This window comes from Rhizobium sp. CBN3 (genome assembly GCF_030518245.1).
Classification (GTDB): domain Bacteria; phylum Pseudomonadota; class Alphaproteobacteria; order Rhizobiales; family Rhizobiaceae; genus Rhizobium; species Rhizobium aethiopicum_A.
Genome location: NZ_JAULSE010000026.1, coordinates 32501 through 46963, shown reverse-complemented (window position 1 = coordinate 46963; position 14463 = coordinate 32501). Strand labels below are relative to the sequence as shown.

Below are 14463 nucleotides of genomic sequence, written 5' to 3'. Positions count from 1 at the left end.
ATGTCGGGTGCGAACATGGCGTTTGCGGTGCCTGCACCGTCATTCTCGATGGAAGGAGCGCACGCTCCTGTCTGATGCTTGCAGTGCAGGCAGACGGGAGCGAAATCGAAACCATGGCCAGGGAAGCGTCGATACTCGGACGAATCCAAGAAGCGTTCCGCCAGCATCATGGCCTGCAATGCGAATTTGTAGGCCCAGTTTCATCGTTGGCGATCATCGACCTTCTTCGCCACCATCCGCTGGAAACCGATGATAAGATCAGGGAAGCGCTCTCAGGAAACATCTGTCGTTGTACGGGCTATGAAAACATCGTCAACGCCGTCCGCGAACTGGCTAGCAAGAGAGGACCTTTAAGATGAAGATGCATTTTCTCGAGGCCGGCCGGCTTCGTATGCGCCGGTCCATTTACGTCCCTGGGGCGCTGAAGGAAGAAGCGATTGAATTGCCGGTTCACGCCACCCTGATGCGCCATCCCCAAGGCAACGCGCTGTTCGATAGCGGATGCAATCCAGAGGCCGCCATCGATCCAGGCGCGCGATGGGGTGGGTTAAGCAAGGTTATGACCCCGATCTTTTCGCCAGAGCGGACGGTCGTTCATCAGTTGAAGACTCTTGCTCTCGATCCCGAGGACATAGATGTTGTGATCTGTTCACATCTGCATCCCGATCATTGCGGCTGCAACGCGTACTTTCGGCGCGCAACGATCCTCTGCCACGAAGCGGAGGCGCAGGCCGCCACGGCAAGCGGTGCAGAAAATCAAGGCTATCTTCGAGGAGAATGGGACCAGCCCCAGGGTTTCCAGACCTTCAATGCCGAGCATGACGTCTTTGGCGACGGGCGCATCGTCTTGCTGCCCATGCCGGGTCATACCCCCGGAATGACCGTCGCCCGTGTCGAGCTGGAAAAAGATGGTTCATTTATACTCGCTTCAGATGCTGCCCCGCTCCAGGCGAGCGTCGACACCGGTATCGCTCCGAGAAATACTTGGAACATCGAACTCGCCGCAGAGGCACTCGCTCGCCTGAAAGCTCTTCGGGAGCGGGGAGCTTCTATCATTTTCGGCCACGACGACGCGCAATGGCAAGAGTTGCGAAAGGGTGTGGAGTTCTACGAATGAGCCAGCAGGACCATTCCGTCGAGCTGCGGCCCAAACTTGTCGGCAAGCGGGACAAGCGCACCGAAGATCCACGTCTGCTGACGGGTGTTGGTCAGTATGTCGATACATGGCGCCGCGGTATGTTGCATATCGCATTGCGACGCTCCGACCAGCCACATGCCCGAATCCTGAACATCGATGTCGGCGATGCGTTCTCGGTGCCCGGCGTCGTCGCGATCTATGACGCGAGCGACCTGGAAGGAGAGATCAAACCTGCCATACCGACCTCGCGTATGCCTGGTTATTACGCCACCCCCATATGGCCACTTGCACGCGGGAAAAGGTGGCCGTTCTACTGGATCGTGTCCCAGTACGTGGCGTAGGTGACGGTAGGGAGTAAAGCCGAGCGCCCGCGCGTTTCATTGCGCTGTAGCGGGTGATCGGCTTTGCGGGCGGCCATCCTCATCAGCGGCTGGAGATAGATCAGATAACCGCCCACGGTGACAAGGATGCCGATCTGGAGTAGCGGCTCGGAGATGCTGGTCCCAACGAAACTGCCCACCGGTTCCGCTTCCGCAAAGATGATCGACAGCTCAACCCCCTCGAGCGTGGATTCCGATGGCGGCGTCTCGGCCCGATGCAGAACGCGCGCCCCGAGCCAAAGCGTGCTTTTTTCGCCCACCCAGCTTCTTTAGAGGTTGGAGGTGAATTTTATCGCGCCCTTCAACACTGCGACCGCGAGATAGAGGGATACGAGAAAGAGAAGAGACCGGTATGACGCTTGCTCGGTCGCCTCATTGACGATCCGGCGCTGGAGTTCGAGAGGCGCCGCGCCGATAACGAAAAGAGCCAGGGACAGCCCTGCGACCAACGCCTGATGACGCCTTCCCATCAGCCAGATGAAGCCGAATAGTTCGGAGAGCATCGAATCCGTCGCGCCTCCGGTCTTTTGCGGGACGCGGCCGGACAATTAAATCCTGGAGGGCCAGATGTTCATCGCGCACTCACGGGTCAGAGAGAGCGCTCGACGCGCCCGGTTCGGGAGTCGTGGGATGGCCTCACCAGTAGGACGCTCACGACCGTCCCCACCATGAGGATCAGGATGATGAGGAGAAGCCTCGACACGACGGCGTCTGCGATGACCCTGACAAACATGACGGAAACTCCAGGGACGATTTCATAGTTTGAGAGAGCTCACCATGCGGTAGCCAGGGTGATGTTGTTTACCACGCCGCCGACGCCGCGGATGCTTTCCGCCGCCACCCTGGCCGCCGAGCATTCCAGCTCCGTCTCGACCTCTCCCCTCAGGGTGACTGCCCCGTTGGAGACGGTCGCATTGACGATGGGGAACCTTATTTCGAACTCGGTTTCCAGGCGGCCACGAACGGCCGTCCCTAGGGCCTCGTCGCCGGAAGCAGTACACTGCCGTCGAACATCGAGAAGCGCTCGCATCAAGTCGTGACGGCTGATTATGCCGGCGAGTCTGCCGTTCGGTGTTTGATGTCGTGGGCCTGCAGGAGTTCTGCGAGCTGGCTCGCGGTTGCGCTCGGGGCGGCGCTGACGACGGGCGTCGACATCACGTCCTTGACGCGCCAGCTTCGGGCCTTCACATAGTCCGCCAGTGCATCTTCGCGGTCGCGCGTATGCGGTACCGCCCGTCTCGCCCAGGATGACGCCACCCGGCGCAGCAGGTCTCCCCGGTGACGATGCCGGTGAGCCGCCCTTCGCCATCGATGACGGGCACCGCGCCGATCTTGCTGGCGTTGACGATCTCGACGGCTTCCCTGACGTTGTGTCCCTCGTCGAGCGTCGTCACGGGGTCGTCATGATGTCTCTAGCAAGCATCGCGCTGTCTCCTTTTCGATCGGACAATTACGGAGCCAACTTGTTGAGCGCATTGACGTGGATCAAGGCAGACACGAAGCCGCGGGAGGCATTCTTCACGCGTCGTCGTCTCTGAAGCCTTCCGACGAAGTGCGGCGTCAGGCTCGCCCGCATTGCAACTTATTGAGGATCGAGGCGTTACGGTTCGGTCTCGTCCTCGCGCGGCGTACCAAATTCTTCCCGCGCCGTCGCAAGGAGTCTTATGCAGCAACCCGTCAAGCTGGTATCCGTCGGCACCGCCGTTCCGCCACATGTCATCGACCAGCGTGACGCGGCGCGAGCCTCGCACACCGCGTTCTCATCGCGATTTGACGATTTCGAAAAGCTGGCAAGGGTGTTCGAAACCTCGGGAATTCGGCGCCGCTATGCCGTCCGGCCGATCGAGTGGTATCTCGAGACGTCGGGATGGCCCGAACGAAACCTCGCTCATATCGAGGGCGCGGGTGCAATGTTCGTCGCCGCCGCCAGCAAAGCTCTCGTGTCGGCGGGCATTGCAGCAGGCGATGTCGACACGATCGTAACCGTCTCCTCGACTGGTATTGCGACACCTAGTCTGGAAGCGAGGGTAAGCCGAGAACTGGGCTTCCGGGACGATGTCGAACGGGTTCCCGTGTTTGGCCTCGGCTGTGCCGGCGGAGTCTCTGGGCTTTCAATCGGGTCACGGCTGGCGGCATCCCGGCCAGGCTCAGTCGTGCTGGTGGTCGCCGTCGAGACCTGCACGTTGGCATTTCGCATGGACAAGCTTACGAAGGCGAACATCGTGGCGACCGCCCTCTTCGGCGACGGGGCCGCCGCCTGCGTGGTGCGTGCTAGTGAGACCGGTCTGGCCGAGGTCGAACTTGCAGGCCAGCATACGTGGCCCGACACGCTAGACATCATGGGATGGAGCGTCGATCCGGAGGGTCTGGGCGTGATCTTCGATCGTGCGATACCACCGTTCGCCGAAACTCATGTGCTGAAGGGCGTAACGTCCATACTCGCCCGATCAGATCTTGCTCCTGCCGACGTTGACCGGTTTGCGTGCCACCCCGGTGGATCAAAGGTTATCACCGCCTTGGAATCGGCGCTTAAACTAAGCCAGGGAACCCTCGACCAGGAACGTGAGGTTCTCTCGGACTATGGGAACATGTCCTCGCCAACCGCGCTGTTCGTACTCGAGAAGCTTCTTGCGCAAGGACTACCCAGGAGAACTGTCCTGACGGCGATGGGACCGGGCTTCACCCTTAGCTGCCTCTCGTTGACGGCTGCAGCATGACCCGGCGATCATTCTCCAGGACGTATTAAGATCGCATCGTTTGCAGAACGAACAGGACTCGAAACAGATAGCTGACGCTGCAAAGGCTGCGATTGCCGTGGGACACCCCAAGTCGAAGGCGAGGTTGCCACCTCGCACTCGAATCCTTTCTCCTGCGTGCCGGCGTAGCTGCGGCAGTATGGCTGGTGGTAGTCGCTACCCAATCCGGTCCTCTGTCGCACTAGGAGGAGCGTGCCCAGCGCCAATTCTGGATTTCCGGCAAGTCTTCTCCACGCTCCCGTACGAACGCCCGGTGCTCGTCGAGCTTTGCATGCAAGGCTGCCGTCACATCTGGCACCTTTTCGGCGAGGCCGGGCACGCGCGCGATCGGTCGCGATGTCTATCTGCGTGTATCTGAACCATGCGATCCAGCCATGGCACTGAATGTGCATCGGCAAACAAAAGCGGATTTACAACCAACGTTGTCAGATACGTCTCCCCCAAGCGGCATTGATGTCTCGGGGCCAGTGTCTCTCGATTACGCCTGTCATCGATCGCCGACCTCGGCAGGCCACAAGGAGTGGGAAACTTTGATCTCCTACGCACTTTGCTCATCGCTTCCCATTCCTAGCTGCATTGAAGCGTGGGGCAGAGTGACTTCAAATAGGCGCTTCAGCGGAGTCCACCGACCGAGGCACTGGATGTTCGCAACCAACTGCCGCTTTTCCGGAAGATGATGAGTTAAGGTGGCAGGAAACGGAATAAGACTGGTTGACGAGAAGCCCGGGAAAAACAACAGAAACTGGTTCGAAAGTTCTTGTTCGTTCATCAGCGCTTTTTGTTGGATTGTGAGAGCACGGATCCTGCCAACTGCTTGGTAGCAGTGCTGTATTTCGTGCTCGATAGAACCTGCGAAGCCTTGTCCTCCATCGCAGCTCCTGTCTGCTTTGAGGTGCCCGCCTGCAAGGGCTCTGTTGCAAGATCGACTCCGACTATGTCCTGATGTACCCGGCGATCCGCCCCGGCAGCTACGTCCTCATTTCCGTGACCGACACCGGCACCGGAATGACGTCCGATGTGATGGAGAGGGCTTTCGACCGTTCTTCACCGCGAAACCGACGGGCTCGGGAACGGGGCTTGGGCTGAGCATGGTCTACGGTTTCGCAAAGCAATCCGCAGGGCACCTGCAGCTCTACAGCGAACTTGGCGAAGGGACGACGGTGCGCCTCTTTCTTCCACGCGCCGACGCCGGAAAGGATTCTCATCCGAACGAGCAGCGGGCTGAGGAAGCCCCGCCTCGGGGCACGGAAACTATCCTGGTGGTCGAGGACGACGCGAGAGTTCGCCGAGTGACGGTCAGCCGCCTGCAGACGCTTGCCTACTTCGTGATCGAAGCTACGAACGGGATCGACGCGTTGAAGGAGCTGGAGGCGGGGCATGACGTAGCGCTCCTGTTCAGTGATGTGGCCATGCCGGGAATGAACGACGACGAACTGGCCCGGAATGTCCGGGAGCGCTGGCCGAGGGTGAAAATTCTCCTGACGTCGGGCTTTTCTGAACCCCATGCCGCGGACAAGGAGATCGAAGCGGGCGCCGGCTGGCTGAAGAAGCCGTACACTGCATCGGAGATGTCGACCCGTCTCAGGCTGCTGCTCGCCGCGAGGCCTAATAGCGATTCTGCTCGACAGCAGGATTTCAATTTAGAAAAATCAAACCCGAACCTCAATCGCGCTGCCGTTGCGGGGACTCATATCTTTCTTCGCGGAAGATCCCAGCCTACGTCGCCACCCAAGGTCGCTCTCCAAGAACATCAATGGTCGCCTTGTGCTCGCGACGGAGGCTCTGCAACGGGTGGTGCGGAATTTCGTTCCGAAGACGAGATCTGCGCGCAAGTCGATCAAGGAAATTGGGCTCTATGCGAAGGGCGCTCAGCGGCGCCCTTGCTGCTGAGTGTGGGCAGAGCAGTAATGTCTAGCCAATCCCGATATTCGATCACCCGACCGTCAGTCGGTCGTCGAGAGTGCTGATCCCTGGAGCGGACCATGCAGCGCGCTCCGCCGCCTGCCGTTCCGACCAGGTCTTCACCTTGCCGGAGAGGATTACCTTTCTGCCTTGGACGTCGATTCTGATTGCATCGGCCTCAAGAGCGGCGTCGCGCTGGAAAGCATCCTCGATGCGTTTCTTGACATCCACCGCCGTAATATGCGGCTTCAGCTCCACTAGGTTGGACACCCCTACTACGCCGGCGAGATCCCGCACGGCGTCGTAGGCCGCGTTCTTTTGATATTGCCACTCGACCTCTCCCCGCAAGGTGATCCACCCTTTGAGGACCCGCACCTGCACCGAATCCTTTGGCACGGAAACGTTCCAGTCGAGCATTTTGACAGCGCGCCGGGCGATGTAGTCGTCGTCTGTTTCCTTCGGCCCGAAAATCCGGACCTCGATATCGGCAGCTATTCCGCGCACGCCCTTGACGCGACTAACCACGCGCTCTGCGGCTTCTTTCTCCGCGTAGGTGCGCACGTGACCAGTCAGTGTGACGATCCCGCTATCGACCGCGACGCCGATATCAGCCGCGTCGATGCTGGGCTCGAATTCCATTTCGTCGAGAATGTTCTGTCTGAGTTGAATGTCGTTCATGACAACCTCCTTCAGGTTTGCGACGTGCCGATCGTGACAGCGCCGCAGATTTTCGTCGTTGATCTTCATCAAGCACGAGAGCGACCTTGGAATTTCAGCGGACAGAACACGGTCTGCGGGCTGCTACTGGGTCTGCACGTCAGCGGCCACGAAGAGGCGGTGGCCGTTCCTCACGACGGTGATGAGAGCACGGGCATGCTCCTTCACGAGTATTGAGAGGAGTTGCCCGACGTCCGTCACCGGCTGCTGGTCGAGAGCGACGATAACGTCGTCCGGCTGCAGGCCGGCCTGTGCCGATGATTGCACTGTGGCGTTATAACATATTGCCAAAGTCTATTTATGGGAACTGCAGTATCGAAGCCAGAAGTGCACCTGTGTTGTGGAGTCGTTAGCGGCCGTAGCCGCGCCATGACCAATTCAAAATCAGCATCGAAGGTCACCATTCCGCCTTTAGCGTCATCACTGGCACAGATATTCCTGATACTCTGTGAAGCACATCTCGCCGCTCAGTTAGAAGCGTATAAGCGGATACGGCGGAATGGCGGGGACTCCATATAGTGCGGGATCAGGCGTTGTTACACACGTGGAACCAGGATGCTGAGCGCGAACGATTCGTACGGCGCGATGAGCCTGCGCCATTAGTGCACGTCGCGCGAGGCCCGCCGCTTTATTTGATATTCAAGAGCAACGGCACCTAAGACTTATGTTCGAAAAGGTAATGACGCTAACGTGATATCGACGATCGACATAAGATGGGATCGCGATGCGCCATCGCGTGCGAGGGTCGACATGCCCTGCGCAACAGCCATGATGAGCCCCGCAAGCGCTACCGGATTTACGTCTGGGCCTATTTCGCCTTTATCTATGGCGTAGGAAATTCGAATCAGTAGCTGTGCCTCAAGATGGCGCCTGATGCCGGCAAGCATCTCCTGCAGATCCATCGAGTCTTGTGAACAGCTTATGACCGACGTTGCCAGCAAGCAGCCCCGAGGGGTTTCCTCTCCGGTAAACTTGGTAGCCGCATTGACAAGCAACTCGTGGACGACCTCCGTGAGCGACTTTCCGTCGCTGACCACGTCCTCAACTGCCGGCCCGCTCGCGAGATAGAGTTCGACAGCCTCCAGAAACAACCGCTTCTTGTCTCCGAAGGCGGTGTAGATGCTCGACGGTTTGACCCCGAGCGCGGCGGTCAATGTGGCGAGAGATGTCCCTTCATAGCCGTACCGCCAGAACAGCACCATCGCCTTTTGGAGAGCAGCATCCCGGTCAAAGGACAGGGGCCGTCCACCCTTCCTAGGCGCATGATAAAGGTCGTCAATCATAGTGATCATTATTAAACTCTTGACGGCTGTGTTCAAGTCCCATAAATGTGTTTCCTAGTGATTGATAGGAAATTAAGATATGCAAAAGCTTACTGGGAAAGTCGCGATCGTGACCGGGTCGTCGAAGGGCATTGGCGCTGGCATTGCTGAGCGCTTGGCTGCGGATGGCGCCTCTGTAATCGTGAACTACGCCCGATCGTCGGACATGGCGCAGGCCGTCGTCGATAGAATTACGGCGGCTGGCGGCTCCGCATTCGCAATCAAAGCCGACATCTCCAACCCGGCCGAAATTTCGTCCCTCGTTCGCGCTACCATCGAGAAGTTCGGAAAGTTGGACATTCTCATCAACAATGCGGCTGTCTATAAAATGGACAGCCTTGAAAGCCTAACCGCTGCGAGCATCGACGAGCACTTTGCTCTTAACGTGCGCGGCCTTCTTCTTATGACGCAGGCCGCGGCTCGCGAATTGGGTGAAGGAGGCGTGATCGTTAATATCAGCTCCGGAATGGCGCAAAGTCCTTATCCTACTGTGCACGCTTACTGCTCAACGAAGGGAGCGGTCAACACGCTCACGCGGTCTCTCGCGCTTGAGCTGGGATCTCGCAAGATTCGGGTAGTAGGGATCGCCCCCGGTTTCACCGCCACGGAAGGCAACGCCGATATCCGAGACGTTGCGTCCGATGGCTACTTGATCGGTAAAACGCCGCTAGGTCGAATAGGCGAGCCTACTGACATCGCCGCAGCAGTCTCCTTCGCGGTATCTAGCGACGCGGATTGGATAACGGGAAGCACGATCGACGTCGCGGGCGGCATGATCTTTTAGATATTACCATCGAGCGACCGCGCAACGGTCGTTCTCAATGCGATCGAATTCTATTATCCTGGGTCAAGGGATAGCACGCAGTTAAACTCATGGGGTCGTCCAATCGCAGCCGGGCGCGTCAATAGTAAGTTGTGTCGAAGCAGCGCTTCCGGGTGCATTGTTGTCATCGCGTTCCATATCGCTCGCCGCATGAAGGAGCTTGCCGGCCCGAGCGAGATCACCTTCACCGTCTTCGACGAGATCGGCTATGCCGAAGCGGCTCCGGCTCAGTGAGCCGGCCGTACACTCATGTATGATCGCCCGGATATGTCCGGGTCGATCTTAGGGACGCTTGAGTTCGCCAGCCGGTGCAAGATTTATGGTGAAAAATACAATAATAATGTGCACCATTGTGGCAACCTGGGGGAACGACATGAGGAAACTTTTAATTGGACTTGCCGCCATCGTCGTGTTGGTCTGCGGTGTAGCTGGGACATATCTTTATCATCTGTTTGAAGAGCGGAGACTCGAAGAGACACTTGCGTTGCAAGAGCGCTCGCTGGCCCTCACCGAAGCCATTCTACAAACCGGGGCCAAGCCAGACGACTGGAGCAACCGCATCTTTCTACCCGAGCGCGCGCTGAGAGGACTTGTAAGCGGGCTCAATGGGATCGAACGCGTCGTTCGCCTCGGCGATAAGGATCCCGAAGGACACTATGATGGCGCAGTCATAGTGCGGGTCGAAGAAGCGGTGCTGAGCACGAACGATGGCTCATTTCATGCCAAATTATCGCTTTCCGCTCATTATCAAGCCGATAAAAAGACGTCTTGGTGGGCAGGAACGACAGCATTTGCTGAACTCGATACCATGCTCCTTCCGCTGCCCGACAAGGACGACAAAGGCCGGAACGCAATCCGCCTTCATCTCGTCCCGTACGCAGTTAAGCCTAAATTCAATTGGGGAAATTTATCATTAAGTTCGGGGGACCTCTTAGCCGAACTAATCGCCGACGGAGCTTTTACGGGTTGGGGCAAGGAACTCGTTATTCCGGGGCCAAGCATTGTGAGTGACTTAGAACTGGACATTGGCAAAGCGAATTCCAGTCACAACAAGTTCGAAGTGAGCGGCGGGTATGATCTTGCGATTAAGATCAATCGCGACAAGCTTCATAGAAGCATTGCAGCCGAAATCCCCGTATCGACGACAAACGGCATTTGGATGCTCGGCGGAAAAACTATCGACGAGGTCTTCTCGCACTTGGCCGAAACAAAAGAAACGACTTCTGAAGCGCTTGAGCGCCGCAGGAAATCGGTTTCCGACCGTCTGCGCCCTTTCCGCGACGATCGCGATCTCGTCTATGTCCGAATCCACAATACTCCGATTTTAGAGATGGCTTCAGAGCTCCGTCAGGCAACGACGGGCTCGATCAGCAGTTCCAATGCGAGCGGAGAGATCGCTCACCCAGCCTTGCTGAAGGACGACCTCTTAGGTGAGGTCAGCCTTGTCGTCACGCCACGTGGGCCGTCATTTCTCTCCGGATTGTTCGACGTTCAGCCACCAGACATCAAGTGGGTGCCTGGGGTTGGCCTTCAAACCGCACTTCGAGTAGATGCAAGCCTGAAAGTGGAACTGCACACCCACACGAATGCCGCCTTTGTTGGAGGAGGTTTTGGCAATGATATCGATCTTCACGCCAAAACGTCACTCGATCTTCCAGTCTCGATAAAAGTGGCGAAGCAAACGGTCGCCGCCGGCTCGGCGATTGTTCTGATACCCGAGCTTGCCTGCCGACGTATAACCATTGGCGTTACCCCGAGCGCGCCTAGCGACATCGCGGCGAATGCGTGGCTTACCATTCATCAGTTGAGGATTGACGTTGAGCGCAACATCGGCGGCGGGAAACAAGCGCCTTCAATTTTGATCTCCAGCCTCCCGACATTCTACCCCTTCGGCAAAAACGAGGAGCCAAGGCCCGACGAACGCGAGTATACGAACTTCGGTCGCAGAGGTGTTGAGGTCGCATGGGATCCGAAGGACGTCGTGGTGGGGGCGGATTATCTTGAGCTCTCCGCAGGTTACTCGATAGTTCCAAAAACGGGTGATGCGGGTCCGGTTTCGAAGGAACAGTTTGACGCTTTCAAGACAGCCCTTAACGAAGCCGTTCCCGCTATTGCCTGCGAGCCCGATGACAACTTCATTCTTAAGTCTTGGAATGTCACGCTACTAGATAAGAACTTGCTTGCCAAAGCAATCATGGACGCCGTTCGGGCGGGGCAGCATGTGGCGGAGGAAACGAAAAAAGAATTGACCAAGCTCTACGAGCGGCCTTTCGACTCCCTCAAAGATCTTCCTGACAACGCCTGGCGGGAGGGGACGAAAGGCGTTCAGGGCGCAGTCGACAACGCCAAAGCTGCAGCAGATGCCGCCGCGAAGGCTGCCGCCGATCTCGCGAAGGGGATCGCCGATGCCGCTCAGAAAGCAAAGGATGATCTTGAGCGTTCCGATCTTAACCCTGGGAATTGGCATTGGTGACACTATCAGTTCCGCGAAACTTCGACCAAGTTCTCTTTGTCTGAACGCCGATGTAACTGCACCACCCGAAGAGAGCGAAATAGACGTATATTTGTATCGGTTGATAGATCCACGGCATATTCCCGGTGACGTCTCCGATACAAAACATGCTCGGTGATCCGGAAGCATACCTAAGAGCCCGTCTCGAAAGGGTTGAGTAGCTGGCGCGGTCGTGATTCCGAATTGGGTGTCGAAGCCTAATCGGAGAGACCTGATGTGGACGCCAGCTACCCGTCGCCAGCATAACCGAGAAAGCCTGCGTTATGAAACCGATCTGACGGATCGCGAGTGGAATTTGATTGCGCCGATGATGCCGGCTGCGGCGAAGACGGGACGTCCGCGCGGATGGCCGCTGCGCGAGATCATGAATGCAATCTTCTATGTCATGCGCGGCGGCATCGGCTGGCGGCTTCTGCCGTCCGACTTTCCGCCGAGAAGCACGGTGTTCCGGTGGTTCTGCCGGTTCCGCGACGACTGCCTGTTCGAGAAGATCAATCACCAGCTTCTGATGCAGGATCGGCAGCGATGCGGACGCGAGGCCTCGCCCACGGCCTCGGTCATCGACAGCCAGACGGTCAAGACCTGCGAGAGCGGCGGGCCGCGCGGCTATGATGCGGGCAAGAAGATCAAGGGCCGCAAGCGCCATGCACTGGTCGACACCGACGGTCGGGCGCTGGTGCTGTTCCCGCATCCGGCCAATATCCAGGACCGCGACGGAGCGGGCCCGGTGCTGCAAGCCTCGCGGCGGCCATTTCCATTTGTCGGCAAGGTCTTCGCCGATGCAGGCTACCAAGGCCCGCGCGTGGCCGAAGCCACGTCCATTGCAGTCGAAATTGTCAGGCGAAAGCCCGATCAGATCGGCTTCGCCGTGCAGCCGAGGCGATGGGTGGTCGAGCGCTTCTTCGCCTGGATCAGCCGTAACCGCAGGCTATGGAAGGACGCCGAGGCGACCATCGAATCCGCCACCGCTTTCCTCTACGCGGCAGCCGTCATGATCCTCGTCAGACGCATCGCACGCCAATCATGACCAGTTTCGGCACGGACTCTTAGTGGCACGGTTTTTTACCTGCTCAGTGCCGACCATAGCTCTGTCGAGGTTTTTAGACGCAAATGCTCGTCACCCTTGAGATCTCCATGATCTCTTTGAAAAGTACCCGATTGCCCTATCGTCCAAGAGGTCAGCTTCAATATTGAAAGCCGCCGCCACGATGTCGTCCATTTCCTTGGCTCGATCAACCGTTGCGTAACGCGCTTCGAGCCTTTGCTGTTGCAGGTCTATGGTGTCCTTCCAATAGCGGGTGCCTTTTATATCTGCGTGTGTGTCAACGAAGCGGGCAAGGGGTCCCCCGGCCCCCCAGCCAACGAAACCTGGACATGCGCGGCAGAACTCGTAGAGTTTTTCGTCACGAGTCGCGATCCACACATCGTGCTCGATCACTCCAAACATGAACTGCTCTCGTGAATTATTCACGATATCAGCGGCGGAGATCAGTTTTAGGTCATTAGCACCGTTCAGCGCGATACGGTGTAGCTCTTGGACCCGGGTCAAGCCTTTGGCGCCGCCCTTCTTCAGTTTCGTGAAATTGTTCACAGTGGCCGACTTCCGCGTCCTCACAACGTCAGTCATACCCTTTTCAGGAGCGAATACGTATCGCGCGATCGACAATTCCTTCAGGCTGATGAGGTTAAGGACTTCCTCGCAGTAGTCGATGTAGAGCGTGAATTTTTCAAACCCGTCCAACGCTTCCAGGCGATAAATAATGTTTAAGGCCAGCAGTGACGCATAAGAGCAGGCGATGGTCGTCTGACGCTCCGGTGATAGTGCACTGAAGGCCTCGGGCTCAAAACTTTCGCCGGCGAAAGGAACCTTCACTGAGTTAGGGTCATCCCGGAACTTGGGCAGGTAGTCTCTGCAAAACCTTTCGAACGCAGCCTCGACCGGAGCCCGTCGCCCCGGCGGAAGCTCCTGGTAGGCAGCAGCAGGCGATATGAAAACGCCGTATTTTGACGTCGTCTCGATCAACCTTGCCAGATCGACAATGCCTGCGTCTTTCAAGTCCTTATGCCGCTGCGATCCGTTATACGCGATTTCAATCGTCAGCAGGATGTTGGTGTCCACCATCACATTTGTCTGCCTTCGGTTCCGGTAATTCTCGCGGATTAAGCCTTTGTTGATCTTAATTATTTCGGGAGAGCTGGAAGAGGATTTGAAAGTGTGTACGGTCATATTCTCTGTTTCTGCATTGAGCGTCTATTCATTTGCCCGGTCGCCATACATTCGCCACCGCCAATACACCTAAGTAACAACCTTACGTTACTAATTCTCTAGGTTCTTGGGCGACGAGACGAGCTTCGCTCGCAGGTCCGGACTAATCATCACAGTGCCTGAACACTGCGCGACGTTCTCAGCGAGAGCGTCGCATTGCGGGAGCCTAAATTCTCATTCCGTTCGCCCTTAGCGTATGCTTCGCACGCCTCTTGTTCCCCCAATAAACGACGAGTTTGGTGAGTGGTACACGACGCTGATCGAGGCCGTTCAGGACGATATTGTAAGGGCAGTCGGGGCTTCTAGAAGCCAAACGGCAGCAACTTCCTTTCCCTCCCCTTCTCATCCGACACCTTGCACAACAGAATGGCCCAGAAGGCCGTGCCCGCAAGATGAAGCGACAAAGACAATTCTCGAAGACTTGGCGCTACACGAGCTGCGCGTGGCCCGAAAAAACTCAGCAGGATCTGGCACGCGCACTCTATGTGAAGCAGCCGGCTGTCGCAAAGCTGGAGCAGCGTGGCGATATCTATGTCAGCAGCCTGCGACGCTATATGGAGGCTTTGGGCGGCACGTTCGAGATCACCGCGAAATTCCCCGACGCCTCGGTCAACATCTAGATTTTCAGCGAAGTGGCCACTGAGAAG

General features: G+C 57.5%; 20 protein-coding genes. 10 read left to right on the top strand and 10 right to left on the bottom strand.

Translation table 11 applies throughout. The features are described 5' to 3' along the window. Window positions 1-74: 74 nt before the first annotated feature. Genes QWJ46_RS31300 through QWJ46_RS26815 form a run of 3 tightly spaced genes read left to right on the top strand, consistent with a single transcriptional unit; the run spans window position 75 to window position 1479 of the window. The gene (locus tag QWJ46_RS31300) at window positions 75-359 is read left to right on the top strand and encodes a (2Fe-2S)-binding protein (RefSeq protein ID WP_004674373.1); all 285 of its coding nucleotides are present in this window, start codon (window positions 75-77) and stop codon (window positions 357-359) included. Further along, window positions 356-1117, top strand: a complete 762-nt coding sequence (locus QWJ46_RS26820; RefSeq protein WP_004674371.1) for an N-acyl homoserine lactonase family protein — start codon at window positions 356-358, stop codon at window positions 1115-1117. Before QWJ46_RS31300 ends, QWJ46_RS26820 begins: the two co-directional genes overlap by 4 nt. Then, on the top strand, window positions 1114-1479 hold the full coding sequence (locus QWJ46_RS26815) for an aldehyde dehydrogenase large subunit (protein WP_004674370.1): 366 nt from the start codon (window positions 1114-1116) through the stop codon (window positions 1477-1479). The genes QWJ46_RS26820 and QWJ46_RS26815 overlap by 4 nt, the downstream gene beginning before the upstream one ends. Here the strand turns inward: QWJ46_RS26815 and QWJ46_RS26810 are convergent. The 4 genes from QWJ46_RS26810 to QWJ46_RS26795 all read right to left on the bottom strand — a co-directional run bounded on the left by QWJ46_RS26810 (window position 1449) and on the right by QWJ46_RS26795 (window position 2912). Then, window positions 1449-1778 (bottom strand): hypothetical protein, encoded by a 330-nt coding sequence (locus QWJ46_RS26810; protein WP_009992643.1) that lies wholly within the window; start codon window positions 1776-1778, stop codon window positions 1449-1451. The two genes, QWJ46_RS26815 and QWJ46_RS26810, sit on opposite strands and share 31 nt — an antisense overlap. 9 nt (window positions 1779-1787) lie before the next feature. Then, window positions 1788-2021, bottom strand: coding sequence for a hypothetical protein (locus QWJ46_RS26805; protein ID WP_004674368.1), 234 nt, complete (start codon window positions 2019-2021; stop codon window positions 1788-1790). A 269-nt stretch (window positions 2022-2290) separates the two neighbouring features. Next, on the bottom strand, window positions 2291-2548 hold the full coding sequence (locus tag QWJ46_RS26800; RefSeq protein ID WP_004674366.1) for a BON domain-containing protein: 258 nt from the start codon (window positions 2546-2548) through the stop codon (window positions 2291-2293). 154 nt (window positions 2549-2702) lie between these two features. Further along, window positions 2703-2912: a CBS domain-containing protein gene (locus QWJ46_RS26795; RefSeq protein ID WP_008534154.1), complete on the bottom strand. Its 210-nt coding sequence runs from the start codon at window positions 2910-2912 to the stop codon at window positions 2703-2705. Window positions 2913-3182: 270 nt separating this feature from the next. Between QWJ46_RS26795 and QWJ46_RS26790 the strand changes: the two genes are divergently transcribed. Beyond that, entirely contained in the window at window positions 3183-4235 is a 1053-nt protein-coding gene (locus QWJ46_RS26790) for a type III polyketide synthase (RefSeq protein ID WP_004674362.1), read from the top strand. Window positions 4236-4455: 220 nt separating this feature from the next. Here the strand turns inward: QWJ46_RS26790 and QWJ46_RS26785 are convergent, their stop codons facing one another. Together QWJ46_RS26785 and QWJ46_RS26780 are read right to left on the bottom strand one after the other, a co-directional pair. Then, the gene (locus QWJ46_RS26785) at window positions 4456-4593 is read right to left on the bottom strand and encodes a hypothetical protein (RefSeq protein WP_257784652.1); all 138 of its coding nucleotides are present in this window, start codon (window positions 4591-4593) and stop codon (window positions 4456-4458) included. A gap of 219 nt (window positions 4594-4812) precedes the next feature. Beyond that, on the bottom strand, window positions 4813-5043 hold the full coding sequence (locus QWJ46_RS26780; RefSeq protein ID WP_004674360.1) for a hypothetical protein: 231 nt from the start codon (window positions 5041-5043) through the stop codon (window positions 4813-4815). Window positions 5044-5362: 319 nt separating this feature from the next. Here QWJ46_RS26780 and QWJ46_RS26775 point away from each other — a divergent pair, with 319 nt between their 5' ends. Continuing rightward, a complete protein-coding gene (locus tag QWJ46_RS26775) occupies window positions 5363-6241 on the top strand; it encodes a response regulator (protein ID WP_004674359.1) in 879 nt (292 codons plus the stop codon). Here the strand turns inward: QWJ46_RS26775 and QWJ46_RS26770 are convergent. The 3 genes from QWJ46_RS26770 to QWJ46_RS26760 all read right to left on the bottom strand — a co-directional run bounded on the left by QWJ46_RS26770 (window position 6207) and on the right by QWJ46_RS26760 (window position 8185). After that, window positions 6207-6854: a BON domain-containing protein gene (locus QWJ46_RS26770; RefSeq protein WP_004674356.1), complete on the bottom strand. Its 648-nt coding sequence runs from the start codon at window positions 6852-6854 to the stop codon at window positions 6207-6209. The genes QWJ46_RS26775 and QWJ46_RS26770 overlap by 35 nt on opposite strands. A gap of 123 nt (window positions 6855-6977) precedes the next feature. Continuing rightward, window positions 6978-7160: a PDZ domain-containing protein gene (locus tag QWJ46_RS26765; protein ID WP_010030806.1), complete on the bottom strand. Its 183-nt coding sequence runs from the start codon at window positions 7158-7160 to the stop codon at window positions 6978-6980. A 395-nt stretch (window positions 7161-7555) separates the two neighbouring features. Then, complete coding sequence (locus tag QWJ46_RS26760; RefSeq protein ID WP_010030804.1) at window positions 7556-8185, bottom strand: TetR/AcrR family transcriptional regulator; 630 nt, start codon at window positions 8183-8185, stop codon at window positions 7556-7558. Window positions 8186-8255: 70 nt separating this feature from the next. Between QWJ46_RS26760 and QWJ46_RS26755 the strand changes: the two genes are divergently transcribed. The 4 genes from QWJ46_RS26755 (at window position 8256) to QWJ46_RS26740 (ending at window position 12577) form a co-directional block, all read left to right on the top strand. Continuing rightward, window positions 8256-8999 carry an SDR family NAD(P)-dependent oxidoreductase gene (locus QWJ46_RS26755; RefSeq protein WP_018247133.1) on the top strand — a complete coding sequence of 248 codons (744 nt, stop codon included), beginning with the start codon at window positions 8256-8258 and terminating at the stop codon, window positions 8997-8999. Between the two features lie 129 nt (window positions 9000-9128). Beyond that, window positions 9129-9272, top strand: coding sequence for a hypothetical protein (locus QWJ46_RS26750; protein ID WP_155774532.1), 144 nt, complete (start codon window positions 9129-9131; stop codon window positions 9270-9272). Between the two features lie 139 nt (window positions 9273-9411). Next, window positions 9412-11511 (top strand): hypothetical protein, encoded by a 2100-nt coding sequence (locus QWJ46_RS26745; protein ID WP_225881307.1) that lies wholly within the window; start codon window positions 9412-9414, stop codon window positions 11509-11511. A gap of 253 nt (window positions 11512-11764) precedes the next feature. Then, window positions 11765-12577: an IS5 family transposase gene (locus tag QWJ46_RS26740; protein WP_018247132.1), complete on the top strand. Its 813-nt coding sequence runs from the start codon at window positions 11765-11767 to the stop codon at window positions 12575-12577. Between the two features lie 90 nt (window positions 12578-12667). Here the strand turns inward: QWJ46_RS26740 and QWJ46_RS26735 are convergent, their stop codons facing one another. Beyond that, window positions 12668-13777 (bottom strand): hypothetical protein, encoded by a 1110-nt coding sequence (locus tag QWJ46_RS26735; protein WP_018247131.1) that lies wholly within the window; start codon window positions 13775-13777, stop codon window positions 12668-12670. A 431-nt stretch (window positions 13778-14208) separates the two neighbouring features. Between QWJ46_RS26735 and QWJ46_RS26730 the strand changes: the two genes are divergently transcribed. After that, entirely contained in the window at window positions 14209-14436 is a 228-nt protein-coding gene (locus QWJ46_RS26730) for an XRE family transcriptional regulator (protein ID WP_004680466.1), read from the top strand. The last annotated feature ends 27 nt before the right edge of the window (window positions 14437-14463 follow it).